The sequence below is a fragment of the Parapedobacter tibetensis genome (assembly GCF_024704835.1).
GTDB classification, from domain to species: domain Bacteria; phylum Bacteroidota; class Bacteroidia; order Sphingobacteriales; family Sphingobacteriaceae; genus Parapedobacter; species Parapedobacter tibetensis.
This window is the reverse complement of record NZ_JAMXBE010000002.1, coordinates 288,426-306,887: the sequence shown is the minus strand read 5'-3', so window position 1 is coordinate 306,887 and position 18,462 is coordinate 288,426. Positions and strand designations below refer to the sequence as shown.

The window sequence follows — 18,462 nt, the reverse complement described above, 5'->3', positions numbered from 1 at the left end:
TTATGGGCTTAACGTATTCAATGGTCTGCTACGCGAGAATGCTCGATGGCCTTGCGTACGCTGCCGTGTTTTTCCAGCAAATCAGAGGCTAACTGCGCGTCTATACCTGTTTCTTCCATAATAATTCGGATGCCCCGGCTGAACAGCTTGTTGTTGGTCAGCTGCATATCCACCATTTTATTACCCTTTACACGTCCCAATTGGATCATTACCGTGGTGCTGATCATATTGAGCACCAATTTTTGGGCCGTCCCAGCCTTCATCCTCGTGGAGCCCGTGACAAACTCGGGACCTACAATCACCTCTATGGGATAGGTTGACTCAGCTGCGATAGCGGACCTCGAATTGCATACGATGCAGCCCGTTACTAAGCCCGCAGCATTGGCGGCCTTAAGCGCTCCCTTTACATATGGGGTACCCCCTGAGGCGGCAATGCCTACCACCACATCCTTACTATTGACACTATGTTCCTGCAAATCAATCCAGGCCTGCTCTTCATCATCTTCTGCAAACTCCACTGCCTTACGGATAGCGATATCGCCCCCCGCGATGAGCCCGATAATCCAGTCATAAGGCACGCCGAAGGTAGGAGGACATTCCGAAGCATCCAGGATCCCTAATCGGCCACTGGTGCCCGCGCCGATATAAAACAACCGCCCGCCTTCTTTCATGGAAGCCACCGTGGCTTGTATAAGCAGCTCAATCTGCGGAATGGCCTTTTGCACGGCGGCAGCAACGGTCTGGTCTTCTTTATTGATGTTCGTCAATATCTCTCCGACAGACATCTTGTCCAAATCCTGATAATTTGATTCTTTCTCAGTAGTGTTTGTCATCTCACTCGTGTTGTATACTTCAATTTAAAATTTGTGTCTTGTGGTCGGTGTACTGTGACCACCGCTTATTATTATGTCGATAAAGTAAAGAAAAAACCGATAGAGTTTAGTCAACTAATTTATCTATCCGTTTAAATTCATATCCCTTCGCTATCAATACCTCAATTAATTCGGGCAATCTGTGATAAAACTTATCTTTCCTCCTCGGGTCCGTACCCAAATGCACCAGTATCATAAATCCATTTAGTCCATTTGGATGGTGCGCTTCATAAGCAAGCACCTCTTCATACAACTTATCCGAAGCTACATAACGCTGTCCCATTTCGGGATAGGTGTAATCCGCTGCGGTACGCAACCCCGGTGTAAAATTCACCAAGTGAACCCCTAGCTCGGCTGCCCACTCCACAATGCTCCTATTATACCATTCATACGGCGGCATAAAAAACCGGGCTTGGCGCTTATCGACACCCCATTGTGCCATCTGGACATAATTCGCTTCCAAATCCTTGCCAAAAATTGCCTTGCTGACCAATAGACTGTCCCGGTTGCTCCAATCGCAATAGAGCAGATGTTGGTCTGAATGCGGACCGATATAGTGCCCGTCAGCAACCAATCGCTTGATATGCTCCCCATTCTCTGGATTGCGGTAATAATTCCCTGTCAGGAAAAAAGATCCTTTGATCTGGTAGTTGTTCAATGCATTTAATATAAATGAAGCGCCCTCCCCATATTCGTCTGCTGTAAATACAAACGCGATTTTACGCTGTGTCGTATCGCCCCTAATGATACAACCGTACTTATCGGTCACTACTTTTTTGGCCTAGCCACCTCCCGCGACTCCTGTTCCTTGGCAGCCAATAGGTATACCAACGAGGCGGTGCCATCCATGGTAGGCTCGTTGGTACTGTAATCGCCATAGTCATCGTGGTACACCGCCAAATCCGATTGGAATGGCGCATATTCATCAGGCTTGGAGAGTTGGATGCCAATCAAGCTGTTGAATATATTCCCATATACAGGCCCATCAACCAAACCGCCATCGATTGGATAGTTCCCTAAATGCGTAAAGGCCGAATGGGGATCAATAGGCGTATCGCCCCATGCAGGCAATCCATATACCATGCTGGTGCCCCATGGATTGCAACCGAACAGCCAGTCCATATTGGCCTGTTCCAACTCGGCATAGGCATCATCTCCCGTCAAATCCCTGTACCATAAACATTGGATGGCAAAGGATACGGTCAGGTTATTGCTGCACCAAATAAAGGGCACGCCCCTGTAAAAGGCATTCTGCTTTGCCCGCGCCCAAACATGCTCAATCCCCTCCCGGTAATATGAAATGATTTCCTCCCGATCTTCATCCTTCAGCTGCTTCGCTAATGCATGGTGCCCCAGGTTGATAAAGGGATACCATTGGTAGTGCGCAGCGGTATCGTTTTCCAACCAGGGTGTTATTTCCTCCTGCCGGGCATAATGTAATGCCGCTTGTACAAACTTGGAATCACCTGTTACCAACCCATTCGTTGCCGCAGCCAATTCCATGTCGTCTACCCAATTATCTTCCGCATAGATGTAGGGCGACTTTACGGAAACGGTCTGTGTCACACCGGGCTTTATGTTCGCAAAATCATAGGCCGTTATTGCCTTCTTGCGCAGCATATTGGCATAGGATGCATCGGTATCTTCGAACAAAAGGCTTCCAAGGTTAAACGCGCTCGTAAATTTTGCGGCGGTGGAGCTTGTTCCCGTTGTATTGTTCAAAAACTTCCCCCTTTGTTGCGGCTCACCATCAATAAAGTACACCGGCCGCTCAAACCCACGACCATACAAAGAGTCCTCCCCGGGCAAGCGCATGCCTGCATGGTCCCTATCATCGGCGATTTGGTTGAATAGCAAGTGCGGTTCGGGATGCATTTTCAACAACCAATCCAGCCCCCATTTTGCTTCATCCAATACATCGGCAATTCCATTGTTTCCATCCAAGCCATTGGCTTGTTTATGATCTTCAAAAATACCCGGAAAATCGCGGTATGCCGCAAGGAGGTGATACGTGGCGTTCGCCGAAGTGGTCGAATATTGCAGGTAGTCCGAGGCATCATGCCAACCGCCCCCGACATCTATTTGGGTACTATCGGGCAACCCTGCTTTGGCCGCATACAAGGTAAAACCATCATGCGTATGGCAGCTGTCTTTCAAAAATGGATTGAACAGTGTCCGTTGCTGCCGCATGTAGCGCAACGCGAAATCGGCAGTACCTTGATATACGTCTTGCGCGATGCGGAATTCGGGCGACCGAACCCCTCCTACGTTGATGTAGTAGCTCCCTGTATCCGTGAACCCAGAAAAATCCAACCGATACGATTCCGCAAAGGGTCCGTAGGCTCCAAAAGGTGTTCCCGCTTCTCCATGAAAAACCTCCTTGTTGCTTTTGGCTTCCACCACGCTGAAACCCTCCAATGCTAGCTGCGATTTGCTGGCCCACACGGCTACTTTGATGCCCTGTGGTGTATAGCCTAGCTGGTTGATGCGTATCCATGAATCTTCGTTTTTTTGACAGGAAGAAAGGAAAAGTAAGGCGACGAATAGCCATCCCATTATGCTTCGACTATGCTCAGCATGAGATGGGGCCTCCCTAAAAACCTGCGTCTTCATCATTTATACAATTACCTATACTTCAAACAAACCACTTTCCCATCCATCGTACTAGCCACAAGCCGTTTCCGTTTCAGGGGGAGCAACGGGTTAATCATGGCATTGGATATCTTATATTGCCAAGCCACGTTGCCGGTCGCCGCATCTATACTACTGAGCAACCCCGCATGGCTAGGTACAAATACCAATCCATTCTGGGCCGAAATAGCAGAGGGCGTGAGTTCATAAGGCAGTTGTAACTTGGATTGCCAGGCAATCTGCATGCTATCCGCTTCCGTGGATATACCCAACACCTGTCCATCCATCGTTTTCACATAGGCCAGTTTGCCGTCTTCAGATAGCCCCATGGATTCGCGTACTCGTATGCTATCTATTTTCTTGCGCCAGATTTCCGTTCCATTATAGGCGTCCAATGCGGTCATGTACCGATCCGGTGCCACGATGAACACCCGTCCGTTAGCACCAACGGGATAGCATGCTGCGGGCGACAGCATCCGGCTAGAAGCACCGTTTGACCATTCCCATTTCAACGCACCCGTGGCTGGATCAAGGGCGTAAAATCCATTGCCCCATGAGCCGAAGTAGAGCGTATTTTCATACAGTAACGGTTTAGCCGATACGTATCCCTTCACCTCATCAAACGACCAAAGCAATTTGCCGGATTTGATAGCAAACGCCCTGAATTTACCATCGGAGGCACCGATATAGGCCATCCCTTTGTGCACCAATGGCGAACCCAACACCGCTTTTTCGGCTTCAAACTTCCACAGTAGCTTGCCTGTTTTCGCATCCAGGCAATAAATGAAATGATCCGTGGATCCCACCACCACATAGTTTTTCCAAACAGCTGGCGTGGAATACACTTTCCCTCCGGTTTGGAAGGTCCACGTTTTCCGACCTGTACGGGCATCCAATGCATATACTTGTCCGGCGGTATTGGCGGTGATGACCAGTTCTTTGTAAGCAGCCAATCCCGCTCCTACATCGCTTTCGTCTTGAAATGTCCATAGGGTATCCAGTTGCGGATAGTTATCGTTTACCGAATAATCAGGCCGTGGATAATCACGTTCTTCTTCGGCGAACCGATGGTTGACCAACGGGATAATGGCCCACGGATCCTGGGTACCCACTCCCGGGTTTCGTTCTTGGTATACGGCTTGGCCATCTGCTATGGTCACGATGTTATAGCCACCCACGGTATCCTTGGCACGCAAGTTGGAGCGGCCCATGATGCTGGGGATTCCTTCAAAGTCGTACTGTTTGTTTTGGTGGCCGTGGCCACAGGCAACCAATTGCACATTGCGGGTTTTCACCCGATCGAGCGCTTCAAACCAATTGTTGAGCGAAGAATCCTGCGGATAGTGATTCACATAGATAAGAGGCTGCTCCGTATTGGGGTGCGCTGCAAACAAGGAATCCATCCATACGAGGTTTTCGCGGGGTACCTGCCCCGGGCTCATCCGCATGTTAGGCCCCGAGTTGGTGCCCACAAAGAAATAGCCATTGTGCTCAAAGGCGAAGGTTTCCCCGCGAAATATCTTTCGGAAACTATTACCCCCGCTTTCTGACCAATTGGTATCGTGGTTGCCGGGAATGACATACCAAGGGATGCGGATGCTGTCCAACATGCGTTTGGCCAACACCAATTCCTCATCCGAACCAAATTCGGTAATGTCACCAGATAGGATAACAAAGTCGAGGTCCGGGTTGGCATTGATATCCGCTACGGTTCTCCGTAAATCCTCCTCGCCTGAGGCTCCGCCCACATGGACATCCGTCACATGGGCGAATTGGAAGGGTTGTGCATAGCTAGTTACGATGGTAAATAGCACCAACACATGAAATAACCCTAGCCGCCTCAACAAGCCACCGTGTCCCATCTTATCGATCATATTAAACAAGGTTTGATAATAACCGGCCATATGGATGGTTCACCGCTAATTCCCTCCACGAAATGCCACATCAAACGTGCTCGTCCCATTTCCGTTTACAGCCGTAATCCTGAAAACTGCATATTGGTTTTCGTCATAGATGTCAACGTAGATCATCGCTATGGTAGGGCCGGTAGACCCGCTGTACGTCGGGAATGTGTAATTACTATTATAATCAATGAGCTCAAAGTTCACATTGGTCGCACCGGATATATTAAACGTAGCGTTAGCAAATCCGGGTGTTTGATAAACCGGGTTATTGGGCACCGTAAAATACTCCAAAATGGGATAGGGTCCTCCTTCACCGGTGGTGTAATGGTCTGGCTCGATTACTGGTAATGCGGCAGCATTTGCTGTTGTGGCTACCCTCTCGGCTAAATCATACTGATCAGTACTTACCGCTTCTTGTGCATGCACATGGAGCATGTTGATGCTTAATACTGCGGTCAGCATTAAACAAGTCAAAAACATTAATCTTTTCATAAGGCTATTACGTTTTTAATAAATAAATAAATATGGTATACTAAACTTTCATATGAGCGGATAAAAAAACGCTCCTGTGGAAATCAACATTTTTTAGTTACCCCATCCGGTCGTTTGTGTCAAGGTATAACCCCTTTCCTGGTATTGAATGATTTGAGCTCGACCTAACGGTGCCATGTACACCCGAGCATCAAAAGCACTGCGATTAGATGCATTTTCAATCATGAAGTACCCTACCATATCAGCGGCATTGGAGCCGTTGTAGGTTACGATTGTGCCGTCTGTCTTCTTTACTTTCAATTTCCCCACATAACTTGAGCCTAGGTAAGCAGGAACCTCTTCCTGGATATTCACCCATGGTCCCATGAAGTAATCCGGATCAGTACTGAAATCCATATACTCGATTTTCTTCCACCGTTTGATGTCCAGTAAACGGCTATGTTCGAAGAAAAACTCCATACGCCGTTCGCGGCGGATCTCCCAAATTAATGCGGGCACGTCTGCGTCGCGGTCAGGATCATTCGGCAAGGCAGCCAGCGACAAAGGCGCCGTCTTTTGCACTCCCTTCGCAGTTGCCGCCGCATCAAGCGGCCGGTCACGGATGGCGTTGATGGAAGCGTCCAAGTCAGCTTGCGTGACCGCCGGACCGCCGAAATACCCCGCCAATACCGCTTTCGCCTCGATCCAATTGAGCGCGACTTCGGCCAAACGCATCACCGGCGCGTCGCTCGTATTTGAATTGCTTCCCCAAGCTGGGGGATAGCTACCTCCTATGTATGTCATTGCCTCACGGGATGCAAACTTGAACGTATAAAACAATGAGGCAGACGCCGAAAGCGGCCGTTCAAAAAACGTGGCCTCAAAACGGGGATCACGCGTTACAGCTAAATCAGCCAACGAAAAGCTCGATGCATCAGATATCGAAGAATTTTGCCAGACGTTTCCATCGTTGCAGATAAACGATTTGACCAATTCAAGATTTGCTCCGACTGGCTGGCTTTCTGTCCCATTGTTATACGATCCGATATGATGGGTAACCCCCAAATTCGAGTTGTATACCCGAAACATAATCACTTCGCGGTTGCTACTCAAGTCTTCGGACGCAAACAGGCTTTTGAAATCGCTGGCGAATGTATACGGTCCTGTCATAGCAAATTCTGCCGCCTCTACTGCAAACTCCAAGTACTTTTGAGCGCGCGCAGCATCAAGGCTGTGATAGTGCTGGAACGTGCCTTCAAAAAGCATCAAACGGGAGATAAACGCCGCCGCAATGTATTTATTCAATACATTCGCTCCATCATTCTCTCGGATGTTCTCCATCACGAATTTAAAGTCGTCGTAGACACCATCCATTACGACTCCACGGTTATCCCGATCCTTATACAATTGATCCCACTCGTCCTCTGTCAATACGTGATCATAGTAAGGCACGTCGCCGAACACACTGACCAAGCGGCTATACTCGAATCCACGGAAGAAGCGAGCTACAGCCATCCAGTGGCTATAGGCCGCCGGCTCTAGATTCGGTTGCGCGAGGTTCTCCAGCCGATCAATGAAAACATTGGCTTTGCGCACCCAGGAGAAATTCCAGGACGGACCTGCATATTGGGTTAGCCACAGCGCGGCCGCTCCGGTTTCGGCGGTTTGCGCACGGCTTGCTGGCACACTGTTCTCAAAATGGGTTTGCACGTTGCGGCTAGTCACATCATCGGAAAACGTATAGCCACGTACCGGTGCGTAATCAACCCCCCAAGTACTGTTGTATCCTACAAAGTACTGAGGATAGAAATCGTTGGCAAACAGGCGGACATCCGTTTCATTTCGCCAAAAATTATCATCTATGGGATCGGTCAGCGGCGGGCGATCCAACACATTTTTATTACATCCGGTAATCAGCAAAGATGCCACACAAACGCTATATATAATTTTATTTGGAAATCTCATGGTCTTAATAGTTAAAAGTTCAACTGCACACCGAAGGATACACTTTTGAATGCAGGGGTGCCCACACCCGTACGGCTGGAATTGTAGTTTGTATTATTGAACATTGAAAATCCGTCTACATTTTCCGGATCAATTGGCAAATCGTTGAGTTTGTCCCAAGTCAGGAAATTCTCAAGCGCCACATAGATCCGCGCAGTATTCACGCCTACACGGTTTAACACGACAGTTGGCAGCGAATAGCCAAGCGTCAGGTTTTTGAGCCGCAGATAAGACATATCCAACAGATACCGATCTTGCCGCTGCATATTGTTGTTGGTGTTACTGCCCGCATTATTGTAAGCAGCTGGATAGAACGCGTTGGTGTTTTCAGGCGTCCAATAATTGTCAGCTATTGCTGCAGGCATAGCACCGTCAGCGGAATTGAAGCCCGGAATGGCTAAAAAGCCTTGGCCCCATACTTCGCGGCTGCCCACTCCTTGGAAAAATGCCGAGAAATCAAATCCTTTATAGTCTGCACCCAAACGGAACCCATACTGATACCGTGGGGTAAAATTACCGATCATTTCCAGGTCACCGTGGTCACCAACCAACCTGCTACCATCATTAAGTTCGCCATCACCATTGACGTCGATAAATTTCACATCGCCTGGGCCAAAGAAGAAGTTGGCACTATTCTGCAGGTACGGCTGATAAACTGGTTTTTCACCATTGGGTCCGGGCTTTAACTTATATGTCTGCCTACCCGCATACTGGGCACTTTCGGCCTCCGTAAGGGTAATCAATTGCGGTGTGCCGTCGGCTCCCAGCTCGAAATCGCTTTCTTGGTAAAGACGGTCAGTCCGGTAACCCCAGATTTCGCCGTAGGTTTTACCCACATAATAGCTATCAATGTTTTGTGTACTGCCGTAAGCCGTGATGACCGATTTAGCGTCGGATATATTTGCTCGCACATTGATTCCCAATCCATTATCAAACCGATGATTGAAATCAACGGCAAAATCCCATCCCTTGGTCCGGAGTGATCCAAAGTTACCTTGCGGAGCATTGGCACCAAATGTAGGGGGGACACCTTCGGCCGGGACGATCATGTTCTCTGTGTCTCGCTGATACCAATCGAAGGAGAAGCCAAATTTATTGTTGAAGAACCGGGCATCTATCCCTAGGTTCAGGTCAATGACATCTTGCCATGTAATTGCTGATATCACCGCATTGGGGGTACCCACATAATTCACGCGCACACCATCGCTGCCGATCCAAGTCGACTGGCCGGTTTCCATCGTCGGGACATATAGATTATTCGGCACTGACTGGTCACCAATACGTCCCCAAGAGCCGCGGATTTTCAATTGATCGACCGCATTGCGCGACCACTCCATAAAGTTTTCCTCGCTCAACACCCAACCAGCGGAGAATGATGGAAACCAGCGCCACTTCAAGTCGGTCGGAAACTTAGACGATCCATCATACCGCAAATTCGCCTCCAGCAAGTACTTATTCCGATAGGCATAGTTTACCCGTCCAAAATAGCCGAGCTGTGCCTCCCAAAATTCACCACCACCGCCTGTCCATGTGCCGTTACTAAACGGAAATTGTGGATTGTCGATATCCGTTAACCGCGTCACCTGCGTAAAATGATTTGCCCAATTATCCGTTACACGGTTCAAACCTAATATGAACTTGAATTGGTTATCCTCGTCAAGGGCTAGGTTATATGTTGTAAATGCATTAATGGTATGCTTATACCTATTTTCACTTAATTTATAAATATGGTCGGGAGCCGCACCGGGAGCCGTGTACGTTTGATAATTCAGGTCATAGGCCGGCATCGCATTCGGATCGGTACTAGGTACCATTTGCCCTTCATCATTTACGTACACCGGGTTGCCGCCGGCATCGGTTCTCGCGATAGGAGCTATCCATGAATTACGTGCAGTATATTGCGTACCCGGCCGATCCCAAATATGCTCCTGGTTGGAAAATGTATAATCAAAATCGACTGTCCAGTTATCCATGACATTCACTGTTGCACCTAAATTCAGGTTCATGTAATTATACAACAAACTGGCCGTGTTGGCAGCCGCGGCTTCACTTACCGGACTCCGGATGGGATCACCGTTTTCGTCATTGCCAAACGGATACAATGGACTCCAGCGATAAAGATATAGCCATGGGTCAGCTGTAGTAGAGCTAGTAATATAGGGATATTCCTTATTCCGCCGGGAATACAGCGCACCAGCCCTCGCCGTGATGTATTTATTTATCTCGCTTGTTACACGCAAGGAAGCATTATACCGAGAGAACTGATCAGTCTTAGCTGGTTTCATCATACCGCTTTGGTCCAGCAAACCCAATCCGAGGTTGTACGAAGTTTTCCCGGAAGTGCCTCCGATGCTCAGGTTATGCTGCTGGGTAGGCGCCCATTCTTTGACCATGTAATCATATGGGTCATACGTACGAACGCCCATCTTATATGGCCCAGCAGGATCGAAATACCAATCCCTGCCATACACGGTCGGATCATTTGGACCTATGGTACCTCCATATTTTTCTTTCCATTCCACAGCCTTTTCATAGCTTTCCCTACTTACGATATAAAAGGCCCCTGCCCTTGGGCTTCCTATGCGCTCAAATGCGTCTACTGTATACTTTAGCGCGTTCACATCAGCCATTTTCAATTCCTTCCAGGGATTTTGGAAGGAAAAATTGTTAGAATAGGTAACATCTATCCGCTCGCTACTTGTGCCCTGTTTGGTGGTAATCAAGATAACGCCAAAAGCCGCCTTCGCTCCATAAATGGATGAAGAAGCCGCGTCTTTCAGCACCGTGATGGATTCGATATCCTGCGGATTAACCAGTTGGATGCTCGGAATCTCCACGTTATCCAATAAAATCAACGGCTGCGTTTGCGTACCACCCTCTTTCAGTCCTTGTATGGAAGAAATCTGCCCCCTAATCCGCATGACAGGATCTGAACCAACCTCCCCGCTTGGAATCATGACGCTTAAACCCGGTGTCGTACCCTGAATCGCTCTACCCACATCGGCAATGGGTCTTGCTTCCAGATTTTCCTTAACATTAATGGTTGAAACGGCTCCAGTAAGGTTACCTCTACGTTGGGTACCATAGCCTACCACCACCACCTCATCCAGACTTTGGTCGCTGGGTTCCAAAATCACATTTAAATTGACAGCATTTACCGCGACATCTTTCGGAGTATACCCAATCATGGTAAAGCGTAGGGTACTCCCCATGGCTGCCGAAATGGTAAAGTTACCATTATCGTCGGTACTTGTGGAAGCTTGACCACCCACCGCCGATACGCTTACCCCGAGTAAGGGCGCACCATCTGAATCAGTTACTTTTCCGCTAACCGTCTGCTGGACTGCAGCAGCGGGCAAGCTTTCCAGCATTGCGCCCGTTGTTCCTGAACGGGTGAGTATCCCTTCCTTTTCCACGTAGCCTGAAGCCATAAAGGGAATACTTAGCGCAATCATCGAGAATCTTACGAATTTCCTCATTATTTAAAGCGTTTGATTTATTTCATGTAAATGAATGCTATATACTAGGATATGAATTAATCACTGGAAATCCGGATACAACAGATACTTCTCACGCATGCTTTTGTATGCGGCCAGCTCATCTTCCCATGAGGCCCTTATTTCAGCTTCTGTCATTCCCGATACGATTTGTTTCCGAAATTTGTCAGTCCCCGCCAGCTTGTCGAAAAACTCGGGGCGGGAAAAGAATTTATCTTTAAATGGAGCCTTCTCATAAAAATCGAGCAGGTATTTCAATGTAAACTTCTCCTTGGCAGCATCCACATTACGTAGGTCAAGCCCATAGCACAAATTACCCTGCTGCTCCACATGCGCTGCCATGCCCGGCCGCGTGCCCGGTGTAAACGTAAAATCGCCGAATACAGGATCAGGATATCCTATAACCTGAAATGGCCAATCGGTCCCTCGACCAATGCTGAAATCGGTCGCTTCAAATAAACAAAGCGACATATATAGCCTTACTGACGTATAGTTAGGCAAGCTAGGCGACGGTATCACGGGCAGCTCGTAAGGCGTGCTATGATCCCAGTTCTTAACCGGAATCACTTCCAAGTCAGATTGCACACCATCGTCTAGCCAGCCCTCACCGTTGATCATTTGTGCCAATTCGCCCACCGTGAGGCCATGTATCATGGCAATCTTATGGTAACTGATGTTCGCTTTAAACTTATCGTCTTTTCGCACCGGGCCATCCACCTGATCGCCATTTGGATTCGGCCTGTCCAACACAATTATCTTCTTACCCTGGTTCGCGCAAAGTTGCATTACCCGGTGCATAGAAGCTACATAGGTATAAAACCGTGCACCTACATCCTGCAAGTCAAACAGCATCACATCCACGGAACCCACAATGGAATCGGCCTTTTCATTCTCCCCATACAAGGTATGCAGCGGCAGGCCGGTTTTCGTATCCGTTGTATTATCCACTTTCTCACCCCGTTCAATATCTCCACGGAAACCGTGCTCTGGAGCAAAAGCGAACTTCAGATCAACGCCTTCACGAAGAAGCACATCCACGAGGTGTTCATCGCCCACGATGGAAGTTTGGTTGCCCATTAGGCCTACTTTTTTGCCTGCTAATAAAGGAAGGTAGAGATCGAGCCGCTCGGCCCCGGTGAGTAGCGTTGAATCGTTAGCTTCGGCGACTTCTTGACCATTTGTCTTTGCGGACTGCCCACATGCATAGAAAACAATCAGGCCCAAACAACCCCACAATAATCCCATAAATCGCAAGTGTATTGTCTTTCTCATCGTTACAATAATTTCCATCCGCCAGTTACCAAGGTTTACATTCAATTGGTCATACAAGTATAAAAACAATTTTTTGAAATCATGCGTTTTTATGCATGTTTTTTTTATTTAATACAAAAACACGCTAGTTGATATAGCAAGTCATACTATAAAAAATTCCCAAAAAGCTGATAATAACCAATCACATCATGAAGCAAAGCTGCTCAAACCGGAACATATCGGCAAACTACCTTATTTAACACCTTCGATCTGCTCGGTGCTGTAGGAACGGGTTTCCCCGGAGGGAATGCCGGCTTCGGCGGTAGGATCGCGGGTTTCCCCGTATGTCTTTACGGTTTCCCGCCATGGGGAAAGGATGTCCCCATACGATGTTGCCACTTCCCCGTCCGGGGAAAGGGCCGGTTCCTACGGGGAAGTGGTGGGCTACCCCCCGGGAAGTCTCCTCCCCGTACTTCGGAGCCTTGTCTCCGTATGACGGAACCGCTTCCCCATATGGGACGAGCGTTCCCCCGCATGCCTTTACGGCTTCCCGCTATGGGGAAAGGATGTCCCCATACGACGTTGCCGCTTCCCCGTCCGGGGAAAGGGCTGGTTCCTACGGGGAAGTGGCGGGCTACCCCGGGGAAATGGTAGGCTACTCCGGGGAAGCGCCCGGCCAGTCCGGGGAAAGGGCTTTTTTTGTGGGGAGTCTTTAAAACTTTGTGTAGGGATGGTCTGAATTTGCGGCCCAGATCCGTTGGTGATTAAGAAGTATTATGAGGAGCTTACCCACCGCCAAGGAACTACTGAATTGCAAAGCAGCAAAAACAGGAACTCGAAAGTAAACGGCCCGCCCTGTGCCAAACCTACCTGAAAGCGATGTTGTACGCTTTGAAAACTGTCAGTGAGAACGATGATGAGCGATATACTCCCGCCCTTCCCGGTTGACAAAGAAATATCTTCCTTCCTTTTGAGCCTGGAACAGCCCGGGGCTGGCGTAGTGCAGACGGTCATACACAAAGGGGAGCAGGGTCTTCCCATCGATATCCAATCCGCCGAATTTACCTTCCTTTTCTGCTATAAAACAGCCGTGACCTTTGCGCTCGTATTCCATTTTCGTGTATGGCCCACCCGGCAGGAGGTTCCCTTCTGTGTCCAACAATTCGTAAAAGTGGCTTTCGGGAAGTGTGACCTTGATGACATTCCCCAGCGGGAATATGTCCTTGTATTGCGGGGCGATGGTGACACCTGTCAGGATGTTCACAAGGCCTTTTCGGGCCATAGTCGGGTCACTAACCTCTACCCATCTTCTTTCAAAGGATTCCCCTGCGGTAAATATAAGACCATAGGCCATGGGGATGACCTCCCGGCCGTGTCGGTCCAGCATCCCCCACAGGCCGTCTCGCTCCACCTTGAAGTACCTGTCCACGTTGAGAAGCCGGCCGGGATCCCTGTTGTTGAGGGGCTCCACATCCAGCGTCCGGTAGATTTTGCTGTATGCCAGCGGGATGACTTCCCGGCCCAAGGTGTCAATAACCCCTTGGTTGTATACACTGTCCTGTACAATGGCCAAACCGTCGGAAAAGCTGAGATGACCTTCGTACAAAAAAGGGATAACGATATTTCCCCTTGCATCGATGACCCCATAGCCCATATGGTCTTTGTGGAGGGCGATGAAGCTCTGGGCATCTTCCATTGGCCAGAGCTGGCGGTACTCGAAGGGCACGATGACTTCACCCTTTGTATTGATAACCCCGAGGTGCTGGTGCCAGTAATCCTCCCCTTGTGCAGCCGGATTATGTGCCACGATACGATCCTTATCATAAAAACTCAGTGACCTGTACCGGGCGGGCAGGACGATCTTTCCTGCCGGGTCGGCCAGTCCACACAACCCCTGTTCGTCCTTGAAAACGCGCCAATTGCCCTTCCCGGCTTGGTGTGGGGGCATCGGGCTGCCGTCCACAAAGCTGAAATAATCGTTTCCGGTGGGCGAGCGCCTTTCGGCGACGATGACCCCGTCGAAGGCTATCGGGAGGTATTGGGTGTGAAACCGGGCAATTTCCTTTCCATTCAGATCAAACAAGTGATTTTCCACCAGACGGCCTGCTGCCTCACGTTTTTCCACTTTCTCTATCAGCGCCTGCAAGGTAGCAGCATCGGCTTCATTTAGGTTTTTCTCGCCTATCTCATCCACCCGGGCGATAAATGCCAAATCGTCGTCCGAAAACGTATCGTCCCCGGAAGCTATGATTCGGTTGTCTTCGGCATACACCCGGATTTCCATATAGGTTGCCGGCAGGAGGATGTTCCCCCGCCAGTCGCTCAGGCCCTTTTGATAGGGGCTATCCCCGGGAGTGATGTGGAAAAACCGGTTGTCCCTATCCACCCGTTCTATCCGGTGGCCGGTGGGGGGCTGGTATTTTTGCCCGTTTTCAAAATAAAACCGGTTATTGACCAAATACCTGTCCCGGTCGTAAAACTCATAATTGGGATAGCCGTTGTTGTCGTCGCTGTATTCGCCCGGTGCGATGAGCCATTGGCCATCGGCTTTGGCAATGCCCCAGCCTTCTTCGCCCGAAAAATGATAAAGGTCGTCGAGTTCATCACCCGAACGGGCTTTTACAGGGTGCACATAGTCGTGGGTCACGGGAATCAATTCTTTACCGGAAGTATCGATCAGCCCATATAGTTCTACAGCCCGTGCGTGCGGCGGCATCTTCTCATTCACCACCAATGCCGTATTTCCCTTAAAGAGCTCCACCCGGTAGTAGCGGGCCGGGATGACCACTTTCCCCGTTCCGGCATCAAGGTAGCCCCATTTCCCTTCCACATTCCGGTAGGGTACCAGATTTTCGTTGTACGGGTTGGCCGGGGATTGCCCAAAGGTGTTTATGCACAACAGCATACATATGGTGGTTACAACCTGTTTATCAAAAATTTGCATCGCTCCGTTGTTTTCAGTTATGACATTAGGTATTTGAAAAGTGTAATCAAAATATTTACATGTCCGCCAAGCCTTAACATCGTTCTTTCAATTTGTCCCGGTGCAAATAAACCCGTTTATCAGTAATGTATGCATACCCGACAAAGATCGAGACTTCTTAGCTCCCGGAAAACCCCTGAAATCCGTTATTTTATCACCGTATTTACCGACTTTAGTCGACCATCATTTGCTTTCCGGCCTGTTGTCATAAGAAATGAATTTTAAAGGATATATATGCAAAAACATATAATTTTACTGTATTTTTCATTTCTATATGCTTTTGCATATAAAACACTATATTTGCTTAAATTCGTTTCAAAAGCATATAATTATGATGGCACTGGCAGATTTTGTAAAACAGAAAAGGAAAGCGGTAAACCTCACGCAAGAGGCTTTTGCAGAACGTGCGGGAGTGGCGCTTACCGTAATCCGGAAGATAGAACAGGGTAAGGAAAATCTCAATCTGGAAAAGGTAAACCAGGTACTCAACATGTTTGGGCATACCCTAGCTCCGGTAAGTGCGAGAGAACTATCCAAAATCACCAAGTAAAAACGATGAGACACGCAGCCATTTACTATAGAGACCTCTTGGCAGGAATACTCACAGAAACCGATGACGGCGAATATATTTTTCACATTCAGGCAAAAGTAACGGGCATGAAAAAGCCATCCGCCGATCGGCGGACGGCTCCGATATTTTTAATGACAGATTAAGCTACCGCTATTTCTTTTTCAGATCAGCGCGGTCTTACAGCGCGCCCGTGTTCATCAGCCTTTGAGTTACTTAGCTTTAATCGAGGTTTTTTGCCCGTACGTTTGTACTCCTCTATAACAAGGCTAATGCGTTCTCTGTCGGACTTCGTCAACGTAGACGGACCCACCAATAAATCTACTCCTTTCGGTTCTCTAATCATACCCATAACTATCCTTTCGTTTCTTCCTGAAAATACCGTTTTATCAATCTTAATGATTCATGCGGAAAAATAACCAACTTGTGATTTCCCACATGAACCGCGCCCAATGTTGCTTCGTAGTGATTAATCAAACTCGTCTTTGATTGAAAGGCTACGAAACCTTGATACCCTGCATCCCATGAACGCTTGCAAGCATATGCAAAAAGATTGCCGGGCACGCCCTCGTAAAGTTTAGACCTTCCAAAATTAAATGGTGCGCTCTCAACCAGGTGAAGATAAAAATGATCTCCAAAATCCGATATGCTTGCAAGCCCCTGAATCACTTGGTTGCTTTCAACTATAGTCAGTTTATACACTTCCCGATCCACACAATTAAATTCTTTCCTCCAGTTGAATTTCCAACCTTTCTTCATGGTAACCTTACGCAACTCTTTTGAGTTAACCAAAGCCACTTCGGTCTTAAAACTATCGCCTGAAATGGTATTTAAGATGCTGTTGGTGAGTTTATCGATTATTACATCTATTCCGGTTTCAGGCGGTTTTCCCATATTCAAAGATAGCGAAAAACTCGCAATTAATCAACAACTTTAGATTCAATTTAATAGCATTTGTTGTTTTCTATATGTAAAGCGTAATCTTTGTAGGGAAAAACTAGATTGGGGTAAGCGATTACTAAACGTATTAAGTTACGGTGACGAAATTCAGCTTATGGATAGGTAATCTGGAGAAACGTAGTATTGGGCCTTAATTAACTTTCCATTGTCTGCTTTGATGCTTACATCAATTCTTGAAAACCGTCGGAGGAATTTCGGAACATACCCAGCTAACAGCCTTTCTTTTAATAGTGCTTCCCTGGATACGTCTCCCAATGCATCCACCTGGCATACTAAGTTGGCCAGTTCCGTTTTTGGTTGGTAAGTTTCCGGTCGTAATATCACCTTGGAGTGCGAAGAACAACCAAGCAACGCAGACACAACTAGCATCAGGCTCGTACCCACTACCGCTGGTTTCATTTTAGAAATTTATCATTCCTTCGGCTTAAATTTATAAAGCCGTAGCTACCCTGACACCGGAAGTTGGCGTTGCAGTCCGGAAACCAGCAAACATATGATGATATACGCGACCTATGAATGCATTCCACCAATCTGCGTAATTGACTATATTTCCAGCGGCGTTTCGCACTTCCAAACTACCTTGGTCTGAGCCATCTTCTCCAATTATCCTGATGCGGTAATCGATCCGCGCCGAGCCGGAAGATATTTCCACGGTTTTATTTACGGTTACTGGCTCCCATCCCGTCGCCTCTCCAAATGAAACAGGGTTTCCCAAGTTCATCCATTCACTTTTTTCCCCGGTATCATTATCTACGGTATACTGAAACTGGTATTGGAGTTTTAATGTGGTCGGCACACCTGAGGTTTCATAAAGAACGTTATAGAACTTTACCCATGCCGTGGTTCCGGTATATTCAGTAGTAACTGTCGGATAAGGCACCTCGTTTTTAACAATAATCGGAGGTTTATCAAAGTCATGGACAACTATATTATGCTTTCCAGCCGGCAAATTAAAATCATGGTCATACACCAAAGATAGATCGGATACGGCTCCCCTGTATAATTTCAAGTTCACAGTTCCCGCTTCTGTAGAAAAGAACTTGCCAACCGCACCACTTGGTATAAAATTGTATGCAGCCAACGGTGCGGTTTCATTGGTCAGCAGCTCCCCATTCAGTTCAACCTTATTGATATTGTTGACCGCTCCCGTAGTAACGGGCACCATATAGTGAAGTTGGAATTGTGCCGTTGTCTCATCACTAATTGGAGTAGCCGCGTACTCTATAACGTTCTTTTCACAGGCTGTACATAGACATGTACAGATAAGCGCTAATATTAATTTATCTAGTGTCTTCATCTCGTAATTTTTTAACAACAAAGT

At 47.9% G+C, this 18,462-nt stretch carries 15 protein-coding genes; 3 read left to right on the top strand and 12 right to left on the bottom strand.

Translation table 11 applies throughout. From position 1 onward, the window contains the following. Nucleotides 1-17 precede the first annotated feature (17 nt). The 8 genes from murQ to NF543_RS03830 all read right to left on the bottom strand — a co-directional run bounded on the left by murQ (nt 18) and on the right by NF543_RS03830 (nt 12,651). Nucleotides 18-833, bottom strand: coding sequence for an N-acetylmuramic acid 6-phosphate etherase (gene murQ / locus NF543_RS03865; protein WP_257666791.1), 816 nt, complete (start codon nt 831-833; stop codon nt 18-20). 106 nt (nt 834-939) lie between these two features. Continuing rightward, a complete protein-coding gene (locus tag NF543_RS03860) occupies nt 940-1,641 on the bottom strand; it encodes a polysaccharide deacetylase family protein (protein WP_257666790.1) in 702 nt (233 codons plus the stop codon). Then, on the bottom strand, nt 1,641-3,485 hold the full coding sequence (locus tag NF543_RS03855) for a glycoside hydrolase family 9 protein (RefSeq protein WP_257666789.1): 1,845 nt from the start codon (nt 3,483-3,485) through the stop codon (nt 1,641-1,643). The genes NF543_RS03860 and NF543_RS03855 overlap by 1 nt, the downstream gene beginning before the upstream one ends. 11 nt (nt 3,486-3,496) lie before the next feature. Beyond that, nucleotides 3,497-5,377 (bottom strand): outer membrane protein assembly factor BamB family protein, encoded by a 1,881-nt coding sequence (locus NF543_RS03850; protein ID WP_257666788.1) that lies wholly within the window; start codon nt 5,375-5,377, stop codon nt 3,497-3,499. 45 nt (nt 5,378-5,422) lie between these two features. After that, the gene (locus NF543_RS03845; RefSeq protein WP_257666787.1) at nt 5,423-5,899 is read right to left on the bottom strand and encodes a hypothetical protein; all 477 of its coding nucleotides are present in this window, start codon (nt 5,897-5,899) and stop codon (nt 5,423-5,425) included. A gap of 93 nt (nt 5,900-5,992) precedes the next feature. After that, complete coding sequence (locus NF543_RS03840) at nt 5,993-7,843, bottom strand: RagB/SusD family nutrient uptake outer membrane protein (protein ID WP_257666786.1); 1,851 nt, start codon at nt 7,841-7,843, stop codon at nt 5,993-5,995. Nucleotides 7,844-7,854: 11 nt separating this feature from the next. Continuing rightward, nucleotides 7,855-11,361, bottom strand: coding sequence for a SusC/RagA family TonB-linked outer membrane protein (locus NF543_RS03835; protein ID WP_257666785.1), 3,507 nt, complete (start codon nt 11,359-11,361; stop codon nt 7,855-7,857). A gap of 60 nt (nt 11,362-11,421) precedes the next feature. Then, nucleotides 11,422-12,651 carry an exo-beta-N-acetylmuramidase NamZ family protein gene (locus NF543_RS03830; protein WP_257666784.1) on the bottom strand — a complete coding sequence of 410 codons (1,230 nt, stop codon included), beginning with the start codon at nt 12,649-12,651 and terminating at the stop codon, nt 11,422-11,424. A gap of 323 nt (nt 12,652-12,974) precedes the next feature. Here NF543_RS03830 and NF543_RS03825 point away from each other — a divergent pair, with 323 nt between their 5' ends. Then, on the top strand, nt 12,975-13,346 hold the full coding sequence (locus NF543_RS03825) for a hypothetical protein (RefSeq protein WP_257666783.1): 372 nt from the start codon (nt 12,975-12,977) through the stop codon (nt 13,344-13,346). A gap of 185 nt (nt 13,347-13,531) precedes the next feature. Here NF543_RS03825 and NF543_RS03820 read toward each other — a convergent pair whose 3' ends face one another. Further along, a complete protein-coding gene (locus NF543_RS03820) occupies nt 13,532-15,535 on the bottom strand; it encodes a WG repeat-containing protein (RefSeq protein WP_257666782.1) in 2,004 nt (667 codons plus the stop codon). Between the two features lie 409 nt (nt 15,536-15,944). Between NF543_RS03820 and NF543_RS03815 the strand changes: the two genes are divergently transcribed. Both NF543_RS03815 and NF543_RS03810 read left to right on the top strand, forming a co-directional pair. Then, nucleotides 15,945-16,163, top strand: coding sequence for a type II toxin-antitoxin system Y4mF family antitoxin (locus tag NF543_RS03815; RefSeq protein ID WP_257666781.1), 219 nt, complete (start codon nt 15,945-15,947; stop codon nt 16,161-16,163). 5 nt (nt 16,164-16,168) lie between these two features. Then, nucleotides 16,169-16,327 carry a hypothetical protein gene (locus tag NF543_RS03810; protein WP_257666780.1) on the top strand — a complete coding sequence of 53 codons (159 nt, stop codon included), beginning with the start codon at nt 16,169-16,171 and terminating at the stop codon, nt 16,325-16,327. 208 nt (nt 16,328-16,535) lie between these two features. Here NF543_RS03810 and NF543_RS03805 read toward each other — a convergent pair whose 3' ends face one another. The 3 genes from NF543_RS03805 to NF543_RS03795 all read right to left on the bottom strand — a co-directional run bounded on the left by NF543_RS03805 (nt 16,536) and on the right by NF543_RS03795 (nt 18,438). Next, complete coding sequence (locus NF543_RS03805; protein WP_257666779.1) at nt 16,536-17,081, bottom strand: hypothetical protein; 546 nt, start codon at nt 17,079-17,081, stop codon at nt 16,536-16,538. Between the two features lie 147 nt (nt 17,082-17,228). Further along, nucleotides 17,229-17,540 carry a hypothetical protein gene (locus NF543_RS03800; RefSeq protein ID WP_257666778.1) on the bottom strand — a complete coding sequence of 104 codons (312 nt, stop codon included), beginning with the start codon at nt 17,538-17,540 and terminating at the stop codon, nt 17,229-17,231. Between the two features lie 31 nt (nt 17,541-17,571). Continuing rightward, nucleotides 17,572-18,438, bottom strand: coding sequence for a hypothetical protein (locus NF543_RS03795; protein WP_257666777.1), 867 nt, complete (start codon nt 18,436-18,438; stop codon nt 17,572-17,574). Nucleotides 18,439-18,462: the final 24 nt, after the last annotated feature.